General features: G+C 50.4%; 15 protein-coding genes and 1 pseudogene. 12 read left to right on the top strand and 4 right to left on the bottom strand.

All coding sequences use genetic code 11. From position 1 onward, the window contains the following. Window positions 1–1,122, bottom strand: a complete 1,122-nt coding sequence (locus GUA98_RS10225; protein ID WP_153977463.1) for an RluA family pseudouridine synthase — start codon at window positions 1,120–1,122, stop codon at window positions 1–3. Window positions 1,123–1,312: 190 nt separating this feature from the next. Between GUA98_RS10225 and GUA98_RS10220 the strand changes: the two genes are divergently transcribed. Next, the gene (locus GUA98_RS10220; RefSeq protein ID WP_153977464.1) at window positions 1,313–1,720 is read left to right on the top strand and encodes a hypothetical protein; all 408 of its coding nucleotides are present in this window, start codon (window positions 1,313–1,315) and stop codon (window positions 1,718–1,720) included. Between the two features lie 246 nt (window positions 1,721–1,966). Here the strand turns inward: GUA98_RS10220 and GUA98_RS10215 are convergent, their stop codons facing one another. Next, the gene (locus tag GUA98_RS10215) at window positions 1,967–2,677 is read right to left on the bottom strand and encodes a GT-D fold domain-containing glycosyltransferase (RefSeq protein WP_193722963.1); all 711 of its coding nucleotides are present in this window, start codon (window positions 2,675–2,677) and stop codon (window positions 1,967–1,969) included. Between the two features lie 249 nt (window positions 2,678–2,926). Here GUA98_RS10215 and GUA98_RS10210 point away from each other — a divergent pair, with 249 nt between their 5' ends. The 5 genes from GUA98_RS10210 to GUA98_RS10190 are packed head-to-tail and all read left to right on the top strand — an operon-like array spanning window position 2,927 to window position 8,049. Beyond that, window positions 2,927–3,616: a glycosyltransferase gene (locus GUA98_RS10210; RefSeq protein ID WP_193722962.1), complete on the top strand. Its 690-nt coding sequence runs from the start codon at window positions 2,927–2,929 to the stop codon at window positions 3,614–3,616. Window positions 3,617–3,634: 18 nt separating this feature from the next. Next, window positions 3,635–4,624: a polysaccharide biosynthesis protein gene (locus tag GUA98_RS10205; RefSeq protein WP_193722961.1), complete on the top strand. Its 990-nt coding sequence runs from the start codon at window positions 3,635–3,637 to the stop codon at window positions 4,622–4,624. A gap of 32 nt (window positions 4,625–4,656) precedes the next feature. Beyond that, the gene (locus GUA98_RS10200; protein WP_193722960.1) at window positions 4,657–6,132 is read left to right on the top strand and encodes a nucleotide sugar dehydrogenase; all 1,476 of its coding nucleotides are present in this window, start codon (window positions 4,657–4,659) and stop codon (window positions 6,130–6,132) included. Further along, window positions 6,119–6,865: a class I SAM-dependent methyltransferase gene (locus GUA98_RS10195; RefSeq protein WP_153977468.1), complete on the top strand. Its 747-nt coding sequence runs from the start codon at window positions 6,119–6,121 to the stop codon at window positions 6,863–6,865. Before GUA98_RS10200 ends, GUA98_RS10195 begins: the two co-directional genes overlap by 14 nt. A 53-nt stretch (window positions 6,866–6,918) precedes the next feature. Then, window positions 6,919–8,049, top strand: a complete 1,131-nt coding sequence (locus tag GUA98_RS10190) for a glycosyltransferase (protein WP_193722959.1) — start codon at window positions 6,919–6,921, stop codon at window positions 8,047–8,049. Between the two features lie 299 nt (window positions 8,050–8,348). Here the strand turns inward: GUA98_RS10190 and GUA98_RS10185 are convergent, their stop codons facing one another. After that, the gene (locus GUA98_RS10185) at window positions 8,349–8,909 is read right to left on the bottom strand and encodes a DUF5412 family protein (protein ID WP_153977469.1); all 561 of its coding nucleotides are present in this window, start codon (window positions 8,907–8,909) and stop codon (window positions 8,349–8,351) included. Between the two features lie 155 nt (window positions 8,910–9,064). On the opposite strand from GUA98_RS10185, the pseudogene GUA98_RS10180 reads away from it, so the two are divergent. The 3 genes and pseudogenes from GUA98_RS10180 to GUA98_RS10170 form a co-directional block, all read left to right on the top strand. Then, window positions 9,065–9,370, top strand: a pseudogene (locus tag GUA98_RS10180) (Rpn family recombination-promoting nuclease/putative transposase); the annotation flags it as partial. A 339-nt stretch (window positions 9,371–9,709) separates the two neighbouring features. Next, entirely contained in the window at window positions 9,710–11,590 is a 1,881-nt protein-coding gene (gene recQ, locus GUA98_RS10175) for a DNA helicase RecQ (RefSeq protein WP_095360484.1), read from the top strand. 519 nt (window positions 11,591–12,109) lie between these two features. Next, window positions 12,110–14,119 (top strand): B12-binding domain-containing radical SAM protein, encoded by a 2,010-nt coding sequence (locus tag GUA98_RS10170; RefSeq protein WP_193722958.1) that lies wholly within the window; start codon window positions 12,110–12,112, stop codon window positions 14,117–14,119. A gap of 360 nt (window positions 14,120–14,479) precedes the next feature. Here GUA98_RS10170 and GUA98_RS10165 read toward each other — a convergent pair whose 3' ends face one another. Further along, the gene (locus GUA98_RS10165; protein WP_153977472.1) at window positions 14,480–15,094 is read right to left on the bottom strand and encodes a hypothetical protein; all 615 of its coding nucleotides are present in this window, start codon (window positions 15,092–15,094) and stop codon (window positions 14,480–14,482) included. Window positions 15,095–15,215: 121 nt separating this feature from the next. On the opposite strand from GUA98_RS10165, the gene GUA98_RS10160 reads away from it, so the two are divergent. From GUA98_RS10160 to GUA98_RS10150, 3 genes are all read left to right on the top strand, one after another. Next, window positions 15,216–15,782 carry a histidine phosphatase family protein gene (locus GUA98_RS10160; protein WP_153977473.1) on the top strand — a complete coding sequence of 189 codons (567 nt, stop codon included), beginning with the start codon at window positions 15,216–15,218 and terminating at the stop codon, window positions 15,780–15,782. Window positions 15,783–15,844: 62 nt separating this feature from the next. Then, window positions 15,845–16,573 (top strand): hypothetical protein, encoded by a 729-nt coding sequence (locus GUA98_RS10155; protein ID WP_193722957.1) that lies wholly within the window; start codon window positions 15,845–15,847, stop codon window positions 16,571–16,573. Next, a complete protein-coding gene (locus tag GUA98_RS10150; protein ID WP_153977475.1) occupies window positions 16,570–16,857 on the top strand; it encodes a hypothetical protein in 288 nt (95 codons plus the stop codon). Before GUA98_RS10155 ends, GUA98_RS10150 begins: the two co-directional genes overlap by 4 nt. Window positions 16,858–16,959: the final 102 nt, after the last annotated feature.

Here is a 16,959-nt window from a genome sequence, read left to right as displayed (position 1 = left end):
TTACTTCGAAGCTGGCGCATCTGTACGGAAAGGATAGAGGAATTGCTTCGGAATATCCGTCTCGAAGGTCATGAGTTCGTCCGTTGTAGGATGAATGAAGGATAGCACGCGTGCATGGAGTCCAAGACGTCCGAGTGTTTTGGTGCGAGAACCATATTTCTTGTCACCTGCAATGGGATGGCCGAGATCTTCCATATGCACGCGGATCTGGTTTTTGCGACCGGTCTCCAGCCGAACTTCGAGCAGGGAGAATTCACGGTTCGATTGAAGCCGTTTATAGTGTGTAACCGCATGCTGTCCATCATTGGGACGTGGACTGGAGTACATCTTCAGCGTTTTGCTCTCCTTCAGCCACGAGGAAATGGTGCCCACCGGTTTGGCTACCTGACCTTCGACAAGCGCCACGTATACGCGTTCCTGCACCTTGTCCTTCCAATTGTCCTGCAGATTCTGCTTCACTTCTTCACTCTTCGCAAACATCATGACACCTGATGTATCCCGATCCAGCCGGTGCACGACAAATATGCGATTGCGCGAATCGGTACGGCGTACGTGCTCAGTCAGTTGACGATACGCGGTGATCTCATCGCTACGATCTGCTGCAATGGACAACAGTCCGGCATCCTTGCGAATCACGATAATGTCATCGTCTTCATGCAAAATCGTAAGTCCTGACATGGTTGGTGCGGCTACGGCGCCTTCCTTGCTGATGGAAACCATCTGTCCAGGCGTCAGCGGATGGTTAAACTTGGTGACTACGGTCTGGTCTACGGATACTTGTCCTCGTCCCAGGATGGACTTGACGGCATTCCGGCCTGATTTTAGATGCTGGAGCAGGAAGTTCAGTAGCTCATCCGGTTCAGTTACTTTATATTGGCGAGGTGGTTCCTGTTTACGATAATGGGCATTGCCCGCGCGTTTGGGAGTACCTGAATGTTTGGGTTTGGAAGCAGCCGAGGACTTCGAGGTTAAGGGCTTCTTCGATGCTCCGCTATTACGGGATGTGGGAGCCCCAGAAGATGAAGTCGAAGCGTTAGCTTTCGGGGAACGTGCTGCCGAGGCACTCGCTGGTCCTTTACCTTTGGCCGATGGACGGCCTGTTGATCGATTGCGTTTATTCATGAATACTAATCTCCTTCTGAACAGCCTGTACCGCTTGTGTGCATACGATCCGTTCATTTCGTTTATGCAGTTCAATATACCATTAACCGGGTGCAAATAAAAATAGGTGGAACGAATCTGTTATCCATCCAAGCGAGCGAGAATCGAGATTCATAGAATAACGTATCCCACAGCATTGGAGGTGTTACTCATGGGTGTGTTCCTCGATATGAGAACTTCGATGAACTCGGGAACCGTAGGACAGCCCGGTTTATCTCTGGGTCCATCCCCGGAAGCGTTCGGATCGATTGGCCTTCAGACCCTTGGTGTTGCGAATCCCATTATCACCTTGAATGGCACGGTTGGTGTAACCGGAGAGATCGGAGATACGTTCGTTGTCGAAATCGTTCGCGGCAGCTTTTATGATCCGTTCTTTTTAATCTATCGGGCTGAAGGCACGATAGGACAGAACGGCGGGGCTGAATTCCATTCGTTTACGGCACAGGACCTGTCAGCACCACCTGCTCTGGAGAGTGTGTATACTTCGTTTATTTCCGGCGTGTCTACGGCAGTGCGTACCGGACCGGAAATGTTCTATGGCATTGCAGCAACGACCTAGCCGATATGTAATCTTTGATCCGAAGGTAGGGCGTCAAAAATTCTCATTCACATGACCAGCAGAGTTTGCCATACACCCGGAACAAACTAGCGGTGCTTGTGTAACCTGGTTTGGCGCTTCAAGGAAGTATCCTTGGATTGAAACTTGCCAGAGAAGCAAAAAAAATCCCGACTCCAGGAGTCCGGGATTTTTTGCTCTACAGCTACGCGTGTAACGTATTACTCCATCAGGCTCCATAAATGCAGATCAGTTGGCACGGCCTTTGAGAATGATGTTATTGGCTTTTCCAAAGTCGATTGCCACTTTACCCGTCAGTGCAGCTGTGCGTTCGGCCAGGACGACGGCATTAACTCCGCAGCAGAAGAGGGCAACGTCAAATGCATCCGGGTTGGTTTGAATCCACTGCAGTGTTTCTCCCATCTCTTCCCAACGATCAAAGGGCAATGCAGCTGCAATATTCAGATGATAGGGTTCCCGCATCAGCGTGTTATGCAGTGCCTCAAGCTCGCGGGTAACGAGCAGAATACGTTTGCCTGCGAGCATTTCCCAGAAGCGTGGTGTCTGAGCCAATTCCCGGTTCACGCAGGCATGGCAAGTGAGCGCAGGGGAGATGCCGAAATGGGCGAACACCATGTCGGTTAGCGGCCGTTTGAGATGGTCGGGGGCTTTGATTGAACTGTCTCCGTAGGGAAGCACACCGACGAGATCGGCCCGCTGCAGAGAAGCAGCCACTTCATCGCGGAGCTGCAGATTGGGAAGGGTAAGCCCTTTTTGCCCCAGATTCGCCTTAATGGCCCAGCGCTCCTGAAGAACCTGCTCCGTCGTCCATACCGTTTCCTGGGACATGACAATATTCTCGCCATCCCCAACGCGAACAAGAGAGAACGGACGCTGTTCTCTGATTGCCTCTTCCAGCTGATCCAGCACACCATCCATTTCAAGATATTTTGAATTCATAGCAGCTTTTGGGCCTCCTTTGAAAATGGAACTGCTCTATTCTATGTTCGCGTTCCCTTAACGTTTTGTACGTTCAACCCGCAGGGCCAATCTTGGGGGAGTATATCAATCTATTTATATAGGAACTGGTGCAAGTGTCCGTACCGGTTCTATCTTCCTTTCATACGCTATAGAGTCGACTGCCAAAAACTATGAAATGAATCTATTCTCCGCGCAGGAGATTGGCAGATACGAAGGAGGAGGAAGGTTATGTCCAGGAAAGTCGTGATTGAGATTAATTTCAATAACTATGGGTTGGACCCGCAGCGGCTTACAAGAGAGTGGTTGGAGCGGAGAATGAGCATTTTTCGCACCTTTACCTTGCACTCTCTTAAGGCGCAGACGAATCAGGATTTTCTGACCGTTGTGAAGCTATCCAAGGAGTCGGGAGATTTGATGCAGGAGATTCTTACCCAGCAGGAGCCCCTTCCCAGCAATATTCGATTCGGGACCCATATCGAGAGTGTACGGGCGATTCTGGCCTTTGCAGAAGGAGCCGAGCACATCTATATTGCCCGTCTGGATTCAGATGACCTGTATCACCGGACCTTCGTCCAGCAGCTCTATGACGTGCAGCCACAGCCGCAGACGATGGCACTAATCAATCAGAACGGTTACCTGTGGGACAGCGTGAATAACGAGATGGCCCCGGCGTTTCACCGTTCACCGCAATTCTATGTCTACTTATATAAAACGGCCGAGTATGCAGCAGGATACCGGGTGAAGCTCCCGGGCAGAGGTACGCATGGCAATGTCATCGATCTGCCGCACGAGCTCCTCGCTCCGCGCAATTACGTCAACATCGTTCATTCAAACAACACGTCGGTTAAAAAGGTACCGCCAAAAGACCGGTTAAGCCCGGACGAGATGGCTCAGGTATTACGTGAATTCATGAACTGACCAGGGAGGGATTCATCCATGATTAAAGGACAAACGATTCTGATCACTGGAGGAACAGGCTCCTGGGGTCAAAAGCTGACTGAGGTCCTGCTGGAACAGGACCCTGCCGAGATTCGCATTCTGTCGCGTAACGAATATGCCCAGATTGCCATGCAGCGGGAATTTAACCATGATGCCCGTCTACGTTTCCTCATCGGGGATATCCGGGATTACCGCGCAGTGGAGGATGCGTGCAAGGGTGTGGACGTCCTTTTTCATCTGGCTGCATTAAAACATGTTCCGGTATGCGAGGACCAGCCGGACGAAGCGTTCAAAACGAATGTCATCGGTACGCAGAATATTATCCGCGCCGCGATCCGTATGCAGATTCCCAAAGTCATCGATGTCTCGACCGACAAAGCCGTAGATCCGATCAACGTATACGGCATGACGAAGGCTCTTGGCGAAAAAATGATGATCCGCGCCAATTGGTTGAGTGAACACACCCGGTTTGTCTGCATCCGCGGCGGCAATGTGCTGGGTACAAGCGGCAGTGTGGTGCCGCTATTCCGTCGCCAGATCGATGAAGGCAAAAGTCTCACCATAACGGACAAGGGCATGACCCGCTTTTTCCTGACTCGTACCGAAGCCATCTATCTGCTGCTTAAGGCGGCTGAGGCTGCGGTAGGCGGAGAGACATTTGTGATGAAAATGAAAGCCTGCAACATGACGGATCTGGCGTCGGTTATGCTGGAACAGGCCGGACGTCCGGCGAGCGACTACAAGGTTACCGGCATACGCCCAGGCGAAAAATTGCATGAAGTGCTGATTTCGCCTTATGAGGCGCCGCGTACCTATCAATATGATGAGCAATATTACGTGATCCTGCCGCAGGAACCGGACAAGCGCCTGACCGATGCATATCGTACACTGCCCCGAGTGACTTTCTCCGAGTACGGTTCGGACAGTGACTTGATGAAGCGGCAGGCCATTGCCGAATTTTTGCGTGCAGGCGGCTATATCGACTAACAAGGGAGGCGGAGCGTTTGGAGGTGCAAACAATGCAAGACAGAATAAACAGCCGCTCCCTGAAAGCCGTCGTGATTGGTCTTGGTTATGTTGGACTTCCCATGGCGGTGGAGATGGCACAGGCCGGTTATCGCGTTCACGGGATCGATATAGATGCTTTCAAGGTGACAAGACTTCGTAAGGGTGACTCCTATGTTATTGGAATTGAAGACGAGATCATACAATCGTTAACCCAAGCCGGGTTGTTTACAGCGGGTACGGATTATGCGGCAGTAACGCAGGCGGATGTCATTGTTATCTGTGTACCTACGCCGCTGACAGCTGATCATCAGCCGGATATTTCATATATAGCTGCAGCGGTGGATGGCATGACTCCTTATTTGAAGGAGGGGAGCCTGGTTATATTGGAAAGCACGACGTATCCCGGCACAACGGAGGAGCATGTGAAGCAGCCGCTCGAAGCAGCCACAGGCTGGAGAGTAGGTGAACAATTCTATGTCTGTTATTCTCCCGAACGGGTGGACCCGGGCAGTGTGAACTATGGTGTGAAAAATACCCCGAAGATTATCGGTGGATCAACACCTGCCTGCCTGTCCTATGGGAAAGAATTCTATGGTTCATTCCTCAATGAAATTGTTCAAGTAAGCTCAACGACCGTGGCCGAAACGGCGAAGCTGTTTGAAAATACATTTCGCAGCGTCAATATTGCGCTGGTGAACGAGCTCACGCCTGCCTGTGAACAAATGGGCGTGAACATCTGGGAAGTGCTGAACGCGGCAGCAACCAAGCCGTTTGGCTATATGCCGTTCTATCCGGGCCCAGGCATCGGTGGACATTGTATCCCCATTGACCCCATCTATCTGTCCTGGGCAGCTAGCCGGCAGGGATCAGATCTGCAATTCATCACACTCGCCGATGCAACGAATCGACAGATGCCGGAGCGTGTGGTTCAGCGTGCAGCAGCACTGCTGGAGAAGGCAGGTACGCGGCTTCAGGGAGCACGCGTTGTACTGGCAGGCATGGCGTACAAAAAGGATATCGACGACTTGCGCGAATCGCCGGCGCTCGACGTTTTCCGCCTACTGAGCGCAGCGGGAGCAGAGGTTGTTTTTACAGATCCGATGGTACCGGTCTTCCGCAAGGATGATGGCGCTGTGCTTCAGTCTCAGCCCGCTGTGCCGGGCTTGTGGTCTTGGGCCGATCTGGTGATCATTACGACTGACCATTCGGGCTTCAATTATCAGGAAATGGCGGATCATGCAAAGCTCATTTTCGATACTCGGAATGCGACAGCCGGGTGCCATGGAGGCCATATTGTCGTGCTGGGACAGCCCGATCGGCCTGAGGCAGCAGCGTTGCAAAGTGTCCCTACAATGAATGAAATGCCAGAGACAGAAGATGAACAAACGGAACACGTGCAGCCAAACACAGCGGAAGTTCAGGGTGGAGCCCAGGAAGAATCTGCACATCTTCAAGAGAAATCGGGGGATACCCATGGCGAATCATGATCGGGTAAGTGAACGGTACTATGGTGAGATCAACTCGGAAGATTCCCATGAAGCCACCCGGACCCGCATTCACTGGATGTGCCGGGAAGCAACCGGCAAACGCATTCTGGACGTTGGATGCAGTCAGGGGATTACCTCCATTTTGCTGGCGCGTGAGGGGTTTCGTGTAACAGGTGTCGATCTGGAAGAAGAGAGTATCCGGTATGCCCAGGCAGAGCTCGCCAAAGAGTCCAAACCTGTCCGGAACAATGTGGATTTTCGCATGCTGGACATTACGCAGTGGAAAGTAAAGACCACCTTCGATACCGTCCTGCTTGGAGAAGTGCTGGAGCATTTTGCCCATCCGGAGACATTGTTGCTTCAGGTTCACCGGCTGCTGCAGGAGGAAGGGACGCTGATCGTAACTGTGCCGTATGGTTATCATCCGTTCTATGACCACAAGCAGACGTTCTATGCAGGAAACCTGGCGATGTGCCTGATGCCGTATTTTGAAGTCTTGAAACTGGAGGTTCATCATAAATATTTATGTTGCGTGGCCCGCAAGCGGCGGAAAACGCAGCTGCATATGTCGCCAACCTTGAAACAAGTAACGGAGTGGATGCAGCTGGATCATCTGCACTTTGCCGAGGTTGAGCAGAACCATCTTCGCCTGATGAAACTGCGCAAGAAGGCGCTGGATCAAGCAGTAGAGCAGGTGAAACGGCTTCGTCGTCAGGAGAATGCGGAAGGGTAACAGGGGAAGGAAGAACCAACGAATACGCGTACGACAGGAAGGGGCACGGGAACGTGATCACCATCAGTCTGTGCACGATTGTGAAGAACGAGGAACGCACGCTTACGCGCTGTCTGGATTCGGTAGCCGGAATCACGGACGAGATCGTCATTGTGGATACCGGTTCATCCGACCGTACGATGGATATCGCTGCGCAGTATACCGACCGGATCTTCACGTATGAGTGGGCGGATGATTTTGCGGCGGCACGAAACTTCTCCTTCGACCAGGCCACGCAGGAATATATCCTGTGGCTGGACGCAGATGATGTGCTGCTGCCAGCGGAACGGGCGAAGCTGGAGAAGCTGAAGCAGCAGCTGCCGTCCGAGGGGGAGACGGCAGCTGTGATCTTGAACTATACGCTGGCCGAGGGGCCGGAGGGGAGTCCGCTTGTGACGGACCGCAGGCTTCGCCTGGTCAAGCGGGATGCAGGTTGCCGCTGGCATGGCCGGCTGCACGAGCAGCTCAGCTTCCCGGCGAGTGGGGTCATTACGGCAGACATTGCCGTCACGCACCGCCGCGAAGCGGGCCATCATTCGGCGCGTAACGTGCGCATTCTGCGCAAATGGATCGCCGAAGAGGGCGCAGCCCAGGGTCGCCTGCTGTTCTACTATGCAGGCGAATGTTATGACCGCCAGCGTTATGCGGCGGCGGCTCGGGGGTACGCGAAGCTGCTGGAGCAGCCCAGCGGCTATCGCGAGGATCGACTCATTGCCTGTGCGCGGCTGGCGGAATGTTATGAGCGGCTGGGGCAGCCGGGACGCAAGCTGGGTGCTCTGCTGCAGTCGTTCCAGTACGATCTGCCGCATGCCGATTTCTGCTGTGCAATCGCGGCCTGTTTTCATGAACGACAGGAGCTGGTCTCAGCAATCTACTGGTATATGCAGGCTGTAGATGTGAGCAGCCGCGACACGGGTCTGCGGCCGGTACCCACAGCCTGCCGCAGCTGGCTGCCGCATGCACGTTTATCGCTCTGTTATGCCCATCTGGGCAATTGGGAACAGGCACTTATGCATAACACGAAAGCCCGTGAGTATCTGCCGAACGATCCCGGCCTGCTGGATAATCGTCAGAAGCTGGAAGCCATTTTACGCAAAGAGATTCGTAATCGAGAAGAGAAGGACGAGGCACAGTCTCGAAAGTAGAAGGAAGAATAACACTGTAGTGAAAGGGCGATAGAGAGTAGATTATTAGACGAAGCAACAAGATAAAAGTAAAAGACGTTGAGAGCTAACAGAAGTTTTAGAATTAGTAAAGTGTTGAAGTGGTGATAGGAATAGGATGAGAAGGTGTTAAGATGCATCTTCTGGGGCACGGTATAGTAAGTAGTAAGTTTGCTCTTAACGATGGGCAGTCTTGTGGTTAAAACCTGTATGGATCATGGAGCTAGAACAGTCGAGAATGCAAGGATAGGTAATAGAAGTGAAATAAGCAGCTCTCTTGCCTAGAGAATTTGGCGAGCGGAGCTGCTTTTGTGTTGGATTTTATTAGGGGATAAGCACCGCAAATACTGGTCCTTCATGCGCAGGCTTTTGCAGGCCCAGCCCCGGCCATCATAGATTTCGTCGTCGATGTTGAGCGTCATGGTCTCATCCGAGTATTCGCTCCAGTTTTCGATCCGAAGTGTATTTTCGCTCTCCCATTCGAGATGGTTATTCCCGTGATGCTCGGCGCGATAGATGGTTTTCACACGGGAGGCATCCGAATCATTCGTTTTCCTCACGTCCACCCAGATGGTTACTCCACCGGCTGCACCGCCGTAAGGTACACCGTAAATCTCAGCTGTATATTCTCCATTCCGTGAAGGCATAGAATAGCTCAGATCTCCTCGTTCAGAACGGTCAAATGTTGAGAAGTAAGGACGAAGGTTGAAATAGGCGACGAGCATGAATAACGGTATGAAGATCAAGAAGGTGAACGTTGTGAGGAAGGGATGTCTGCGTATCCAGGGCTTGCGGGACTTGGTTGTGGATGAACTCGAATTCGCTTGATGGTGGCGTTCCATTAATGCTTTGCCTCCTTTGGAGTCAAATGACATGGATATGTAGGTGGTTCTATTCGTAATCACTTAAAGCTGCATTAAATAATGATAGCACAGGGATTGTTTTAATGATTACAATGAAGTTAAAAATATCCTAATATGAGTGATATATCTTACTAGAGGTGCTGCAAATGAATGAACCTACGCTGAAAAAAGCAATGGATACGCTGGAGTTTTTAAGTCAGGATCGAGAGGCGCGTCGTTTGTATGAAGAGCGACAGAAGTATTTGCATGACGAAGCCTCAATGATTGAGTGGGCTACGGAAAAGGGGATAGCTCAGGGGAGAGAAAAAGGATTACTTGAAGGTGAAAAAAGAAAGGCTCTTGAAATTGCAAAAAATATGCTTTCGTTAGGAATTGAAGTTTCGGTTATCGCGAAAGCTAGTGGCCTGTCGGAGTCCGAAATTGAGTCGCTGAAAGATTAGCATTGGAGTACAATGAGCACACGAGCTGATTGGTGCAATTGATTATACCGCCGGGATATGAGTGTGGTTCGTTCATAACGAAAAAGCAATCGTTTGTCCAAACTGGATGAACGGTTGTTTTTGTATGGGCGATGCAGCTTCAAACGTTTTACAGTAAAACGCGGTTGCTCATTCGGGGCTGGCCCGTTAAACTAAAGAGAGCGGCGTTTTGCTTGACGGACAAGTCATGAGAACGCCATTTTGTTGTCAAGGATGCGGCAATGGTGCCGTGTTCGGATGTCAAAAGCGGATGGGACCAAGCTGGTGGATGAACACCAGTGACAAGTAAGGAGTCTTTACATGAGTGTGCAAGCACCAACTTTAGAAGAAGCGCAGGGTCTCCTGCAAAAATATTATGGCTATCCCGACTTTCGCGAGGGTCAAAAAAAGATCGTGTCCAGCCTGCTTGAATACGAGGATACGCTGGGCATTATGCCTACCGGGGGCGGGAAGTCGATCTGTTATCAGATTCCCGCTCTGTTATATCCGGGGCTGACGCTGGTCGTTTCCCCGCTCATTTCATTGATGAAGGACCAGGTCGATGCGCTGACGACCGCCGGTATTGCTGCCGCTTATATTAATAGTACGTTAAGCGGCAAAGAAGTGAATGATCGCATCCGCGCGGCGCAGCGCGGTGAGCTCAAGCTGCTCTATGTCGCGCCGGAGCGACTGGAGCTGGACTGGTTCCGCGATGAGATGGGGCAGCTGCCCATCTCCTGCGTGGCTGTGGATGAGGCTCACTGTGTATCACAGTGGGGCCATGATTTTCGGACAAGCTACCTGGCGGTAGCGCCGTTTGTGGACAGTTTGCCGGAGCGGCCGGTGGTTGCGGCCTTCACGGCGACGGCAACGCCCGAGGTCATGGGCGATATTCTGCGGCTGCTGCGTTTGCAGGACCCGCAGACCTATGTGACCGGACTTGGGCGGGATAATCTGGCGTTTAGCGTGCTGCGCGGCGAGAGCAAAAAGGATTTTGTGTTGAACTACGCGCGCGAGCATGCAAGCGAGCCGGGGATTGTATACGCCGCGACCCGTAAGGACGTGGACGATCTGCATCAGCGTTTGCTGCAAGCAGGCTTGCCGGCAGGGCGATACCATGCAGGGATGACGGACGATGAACGGGCCCAGAGTCAGGAGCAGTTTTTGTATGATGATATCCGGGTAATGGTTGCGACAAATGCATTCGGGATGGGGATTGATAAGTCCAACGTGCGTTACGTGCTGCATTACAGCATGCCGAAGAACATGGAGGCTTATGTACAGGAAGCCGGACGTGCGGGACGGGACGGAGAGCCGAGTCAATGTATTCTGCTGTTCGGAGCGCAGGACATTATTACCCAGAAGTTTCTGATCGAGCAGAATCCGATGGAGGGCGACCGCAAACAGAACGATTACCGGAAGCTGCAGCAGATGGTGGACTATTGTTACACGACGCGTTGTTTGCGCAGTGCGCAGCTCGATTATTTCGGTGAGATCCATGAGGACAAGCCATGCGGCATCTGCAGTTCCTGTACGGACGACCGCGAGCTGGTGGATATGACGATTGATGCACAGAAAATTTTCAGCTGTATTCACCGCATGCGCGAACGATACGGTGTATCTCTGGTGGCGTCGGTGCTTAAGGGCTCGCGTGCCAAGAAAGTACTGGAGTACGGCTTCGATTCCTTGCCGACCTATGGCGTGATGGGTAACCGCACGGAACGTGAAATTGCCGAAATTATCAACGTCATGGTATCCGAAGGATATCTGATGCTGTCCGAGGGACAGTATCCGGTCGTGCGTTTACAGCCGCTGGCGGTGGAAGTGCTGAAAGGCCAGCGTGAAGTGATGCAGCGTGTGGTGCGCAAGACAGCGGCTACGGCCTCGGGTACAAACTATGGCGGACGTCGGGGTCGCGATGCGATGCCATCGGCGGTCAACGAGACGGTATTCGAGCAGCTGCGCCTGATCCGGCGCGATCTGGCGGCGAAGGAGCATGTGCCATCGTATATTATTTTCAATGATGCAACGCTTCGCGAGATGAGTGTGGTATGTCCGCAGACGGAACGTGACATGCTGATGATTAAAGGGGTCGGTGAGGTCAAGTACCGCAAGTACGGACTGCCATTCCTTGAGTTCTTCCAGAAGCAAACGGGCGAAGAAGTGGATACGGATGATGATGCATTTTACGAATATGAGTAAGTAAAAGGGCAAGGCTTCAATTCCAGAGGTGCTTATGAAATGATGGATTTTGAACTTGGATTTTGAATCGTGGATTTTGAATCATGGATTATGGATCGTGAACAAAACTTGAATCCAGTCACTGGCAAAGTTACATCGGTCGGAGTGTCTCGTGTGTCTCTATGCGGTGGACGAAATGAGATGGATTGTCTTTCATAAGGTGGACATTGCTTTTGAAGTAAGCGATGGTTGGCTTACACATGATGTGGTTCCGATGAGTGTCCATGGGTCTATATGTAGTAGACAGGAGGGACCCGGGGAGTAGATGTCTTTTTGAAAAGGGTGTCCACCCTTTGAAAGACAAAATGTGAATATGTCCATGATACAAGGAATGGATATGTATTGAGATATGACAAGAACAGTATTCAAGACTGGGTGCCGATATAGGTTTACACGAACAGCATCCGGGTTTGGATGGCTGTGGCGCTTTACTTTTACCAAAAAAATATGGTCTGGGTGTCCAGGCAAAGGTTGTGAACCATGAAGGTTATTCTCTCTACATTAAATGCAAAGTACATCCATACCTCGCTGGCTTTGCGGTGTCTGAAGGCGTACAGTGAGAAGGATTTTGATATTGAGCTGGCGGAGTATACGATCAAGGATCCAGTCATGAATATTGTGTCTGACCTGTACCAGCGCGGCGCGGACGTGATTGGTTTCTCGTGTTACATCTGGAATATTGAAGAGACAATCAAGGTCATTGATAACCTGAAAAAGGTTATGCCTGACGTGAAAATTTTGCTGGGCGGGCCGGAAGTGTCCTACGACACGGAATATTGGATGAACCGGATTCCCAATGTCGATTTCATCGTCATGGGTGAAGGGGAAGAGACGCTGCATCAGCTCCTGACAGAGCTGGAGGGAAGCAAGAAGTTCCATTTTGTATATGGACTCGCGTACCGTAAAGGGGAAGAGGTCATCCTCATGCCAGGACGGCCGAAGGCAGATCTGAACGATCTGCCGTCACCGCACCGATTTGAAGAGGATATCCCGGATCTCGGGAAACGGGTTGTTTATTTTGAAACCAGCCGGGGCTGTCCGTTCAGTTGTCAGTTCTGTCTGTCCAGTATTGAGGTCGGCGTGCGATATTACGATATTGAGCGGACAAAGTCGGACATTCTGTATCTGATTGAGAAGGGGGCGAAGCTGATCAAGTTTGTGGACCGAACATTCAACATTAAGCGCGATTACGCGATGGAGATGTTCAAATTCCTGATCGAGAATCATCAGGGAACGGTGTTCCAGTTTGAAATTACGGCTGATATCATGCGCCCTGAGGTACTTGATTATCTGGCAGAGAATGCCCCGCCGGGCACGTTCCGGTTCGAAATCGGTGTACAGTCCACCAATGATCCGACGAATGAACTGGTGAAACGCCGTCAGAACTTTGCCAAGCTGAGCCGTACGGTGAACAAGGTAAAAGCCAGCGGGAAAATCGACCAGCATTTGGATCTCATCGCCGGACTGCCGGAGGAAGATTACAATACGTTCCGCAAAACGTTTAATGATGTCTTTGCTCTGGGGCCGGAAGAGCTTCAGCTCGGATTCCTCAAAATGCTTCGTGGTACCGGTCTGCGTCTGGATGCGGAGAAGTACAATTATACGTATATGGATCACGCGCCGTATGAGATTTTGGGCAGTGACGTGCTGCCGTTCAGTGATATTGTGCGCCTGAAGCGGCTGGAGGATGTACTGGAGAAATACTGGAACGCACACCGGATGGACCATACGCTGAAGTATCTGATGGAGCAGGAATTTGACTCGCCATTTGATTTCTTCCAGGCGTTCGGGGATTACTGGGAGGGTCAGGGCTGGCAGAAGATTGGTCACCAGCTCGAGGATCTGTTCACCCGTCTGCACAGCTTCCTGGAATCGCGGAACACACCGCATATGGATATCGTGCTCGGCCTGATGAAGCTGGATTATTTCCTCGGCCACAAGTACAAACCACGCAAAATCTGGTGGGACGATGCGCTGGAGAAGGATCAGTGGGCGTTGTATATGAAAACACTGGCTGAACGTCCCGAAGACGTTCACCTGCCGCGCGTTGCCGGTGCCGCAGGCAAAGCATGGCTGGAAAGCAGCGGCACAGGTGCAAGTGCCGCTGCGGGAAGTGCGGCTGCTGCCGGGGAAAACTCTGCCGCAGATGCGGCGGGTGTGATCGGCAGCGAAGCAGCTCAGTCCGCCGTGGATGGATCGGCGGACGGTGGGGACGGCAGCGCATCGCGTGCGCTGCCGATGACCTCGGCCATGACCGCACAGACGGTCATGGGTGCCCGTGCTTTCGCCGACCTTGGTCTCGGCGAAAAGGAACTGCAGAAGCACGCCGTACTGGACGTGCTTCCGTTCCGGCTTGAGCGTGTGCTAGCTGGCGCCAGCCCGCTTGCCGCGAAAGGCCGGACGCTGCTGGTGGTTGTATACCAGCAGCATGAAGACCAGCAGGCGCAGTATTACACGCTGCCGCTGGGAGAAGAAGCCGCTGCCATGTAGGTGCAGCGGCCAAGGAAGAAGCTGCATAGGCGGCCGGATCGGCATCATGCAGCAGAAGAAGCGCCACGGCTTTGCGGTCGTGGCGCTTCCCCATGAGGTGCTGCATGAATGAGCGCAGCACCTCACCCTTACGCGGCTGGCTACTGGACAAGCCGCGCTAATCTTTACCTTTTACAACATCTATATGTTCTGTAAGCATCGGAAGGTCGTCTGATTCCCTAGGGGATGAAGAAGGGCCTTCCTTTGTTGTATTTTAGGATTTCGGTGAGTACTTACGGATTTTACTTCATTGGATACCTGAACATAAAAAGAGATGAAAAACGTAATATTCTGATAATTTACTGTCTCCCAATACTTGCATTAAGACTGTATATCTAGATTGTACTTCTTCATGACAGAACCACGAAATGTCTCGTACTCTAATAATTCATTTGAAGTGGCCGATTGAGGTATACTGCTCTGACTGATCCCTTCCATGCTGAATTTCCCCCAGTTATCATTAATTAATCCATAGTCACCATAGGAGTTTCTTAGTAAAAAAAGAACACTTCTATCACCCTTTTGCAGTTCGACATAGTCATTAGCTGTATATTTGACGTCTCCCTTCAGACTTACGGGTTCAATGATCGTCAATTTGTTCTGATCAGAAGGGTAATCCTCAGGTTTCTTTAGTATCTTCTCAATCTTAATAGTTGTATTGGTGTGGAAGGACTGCATGATCCCATCATCAAATGTAGTAACGACATGCTCTCGATCTCTAAAGTCCTCTGTGGCATAACCAATGACAATCAGTTCAGCAAACGCATCTAACTTGTCTAGTTCACGTAAGGTTAATGAATTGGCCGAAAGGTTGATTACTTGTTGAATTGGCTCCTCCAGTTTCGATGGACCGTTCATATACGCGATTGTACTAACAGAGATAGCCAGCACAAATAATACAGAGAATAGTAGATGCTTTTTTTTGAAAAGAAACATGATCTCATCCTTTCGGTTACATATAGTTTCCTTCCAAGAATATTGCTTCATTTCTACTATACACATATCTGAAAATTATTGTAAATTAATTGTATAAGTCAGAAGAATTCAAGGAGGGCATATGAAGACCATCATTTATATGGTTAGGCATGCGGAGTCACCGTATACGGAAGGGACGGAAAGAACGAGAGGACTTACCTTGAAGGGCAAAGGGAATGCAGCCCAAATCACAGAAATATTAAAGGATGAAGGAATACATACTATCTTCTCAAGTCCGTATGCCCGAGCTGTCTTAACCTTGGAGGGGCTGGCAACAGCGCTGGGAATAGACATTCAGATCATGGAAGACCTTCGGGAACGACATTTTTCAGATGATCATATTAGGGATGAAGAATTTATGCCTGCTTCGAAGCGAATGTTTGAAGACCCTGATTATGCATTACCAGGAGGCGAGTCTAACACGGTTTGCCAGAATAGAGCTGTATATGTGTTCAAGCAAATTCTAGAAGAATACCAGGGGAAAAAGGTAGCTATTGGCACGCACGGACATGTCATGACGTTGATGATGAATTACTTTGATGCAAGCTACGGCTTTGATTTTTCTAATCAAACCAGCAAACCTGATATCTATAAGCTTCAATTTGAAGGGATGGAATTAGAGCAAGTGACAAGATTATGGGAAGCATAGGGTAAAAGTAATTGGTAGGTAGAGAGTAGTCATTGGGTTGAATAAAGAGAGGGATGGTATGGATGGAACAACAGGAATACGGCCGCTATTTACTAGCGATGGGCGGAGACGAATTTGATCCAGAAGATGATGAGGAGGTTGAAGCAGACCATTTCTATGGATTATTTCAGTGGTTTATGCCAACGGGAGCAGGGGTTGAACGAGTATTTGAGCCGATTCCAGACGGTCAGCGTTTTCTGGACAGAATACGTCCGATCTATGAGATGTTGAACCCAGAGGATTTCGCCGGCGAATATGTGCCAGGTTATTTCAATGGTGGGAATGAAGATGCTTCCGAGGACACATTGCATAGTCTGGGGGAGGAGTTAATCCAAAGATTGAAGCTCCTGTTCTCCAAGGTATCGGAGGATGACGAAGCGGCGGACGCAGCTAAGGAAGCATTCAGAGCTTTGTCATGTATGAAGGAAGTTGTTGTATTACAGCCAGGCGAAATTGGCAAGTTAGAGCAAAGATTGATTCAAGGTGCGGATGAAGAGGATAGTGAGGTCGTTTACGAAGCACTTGGAGACCTTCTTCGCTCGCGTAGCAATTACAACGAAAATATCGAACTGTTGAGTGAAGCATACTATTCCATCGCTTGCGATTATTGGGTTGCCTATTACTTGCAGTGGTCCCGCTATCAAGGTTTGCAGGAGGCTGAAGACTGCCTGTATCCATACTTTGAGCTATATCGCTATGGCTATAACCTACATTGGACTCAGAATAAGCTATTTATTGGTAGACGCTCATGAGCACAGAAGAATATATCCAACACATGTTACAGGCGATCATTGAAAAATTACAAATCATAGTTAACGATCGAAGTAAGCAATCCTTCGGCTCTCTGGAGTATCTCTTGAACCATATGATAGAGTATAGGAATCGTAAACAATATTTGTCAAACGAGTGGCATATCAACACACCTCGTTGGCTAGGGGAATATGGAAATACACCGGAGGAAGAAGAGGTTTGTTCAGACATCCACAGTTTGCAGTTATACATTGCTGAGAAGTTAAAGGGTGGATGGGGAAAATAAAAGTTACATATTCCATTGCATACAGACGAATGCTTTGTGGGGACCTGCCGTAAGGCACTGTCATGTGAGTTTAATTGGAAGGAAAGATCAAAAGGGGATTTT

It is taken from the genome of Paenibacillus sp. P13VS, from assembly GCF_015143645.1.
Classification (GTDB): Bacteria; Bacillota; Bacilli; order Paenibacillales; family Paenibacillaceae; genus Paenibacillus; species Paenibacillus xylanilyticus_A.
This window is presented reverse-complemented; position numbering and strand designations above follow the sequence as displayed.

Excerpts from the sequence above, each read along its gene's own strand:
- GUA98_RS10215 (WP_193722963.1), bottom strand. The coding sequence starts at position 2,677 with ATGAATTCAAAATATCTTGAAATGGATGGTGTGCTGGATCAGCTGGAA.
- GUA98_RS10200 (WP_193722960.1), top strand. The coding sequence starts at position 4,657 with ATGCAAGACAGAATAAACAGCCGCTCCCTGAAAGCCGTCGTGATTGGT.
- GUA98_RS10205 (WP_193722961.1), top strand. The coding sequence starts at position 3,635 with ATGATTAAAGGACAAACGATTCTGATCACTGGAGGAACAGGCTCCTGG.
- GUA98_RS10155 (WP_193722957.1), top strand. The coding sequence starts at position 15,845 with ATGGAACAACAGGAATACGGCCGCTATTTACTAGCGATGGGCGGAGAC.
- GUA98_RS10195 (WP_153977468.1), top strand. The coding sequence starts at position 6,119 with ATGGCGAATCATGATCGGGTAAGTGAACGGTACTATGGTGAGATCAAC.
- recQ (WP_095360484.1), top strand. The coding sequence starts at position 9,710 with ATGAGTGTGCAAGCACCAACTTTAGAAGAAGCGCAGGGTCTCCTGCAA.
- GUA98_RS10160 (WP_153977473.1), top strand. The coding sequence starts at position 15,216 with ATGAAGACCATCATTTATATGGTTAGGCATGCGGAGTCACCGTATACG.
- GUA98_RS10220 (WP_153977464.1), top strand. The coding sequence starts at position 1,313 with ATGGGTGTGTTCCTCGATATGAGAACTTCGATGAACTCGGGAACCGTA.
- GUA98_RS10150 (WP_153977475.1), top strand. The coding sequence starts at position 16,570 with ATGAGCACAGAAGAATATATCCAACACATGTTACAGGCGATCATTGAA.
- GUA98_RS10165 (WP_153977472.1), bottom strand. The coding sequence starts at position 15,094 with ATGTTTCTTTTCAAAAAAAAGCATCTACTATTCTCTGTATTATTTGTG.
- GUA98_RS10210 (WP_193722962.1), top strand. The coding sequence starts at position 2,927 with ATGTCCAGGAAAGTCGTGATTGAGATTAATTTCAATAACTATGGGTTG.
- GUA98_RS10185 (WP_153977469.1), bottom strand. The coding sequence starts at position 8,909 with ATGGAACGCCACCATCAAGCGAATTCGAGTTCATCCACAACCAAGTCC.
- GUA98_RS10225 (WP_153977463.1), bottom strand. The coding sequence starts at position 1,122 with ATGAATAAACGCAATCGATCAACAGGCCGTCCATCGGCCAAAGGTAAA.
- GUA98_RS10170 (WP_193722958.1), top strand. The coding sequence starts at position 12,110 with ATGAAGGTTATTCTCTCTACATTAAATGCAAAGTACATCCATACCTCG.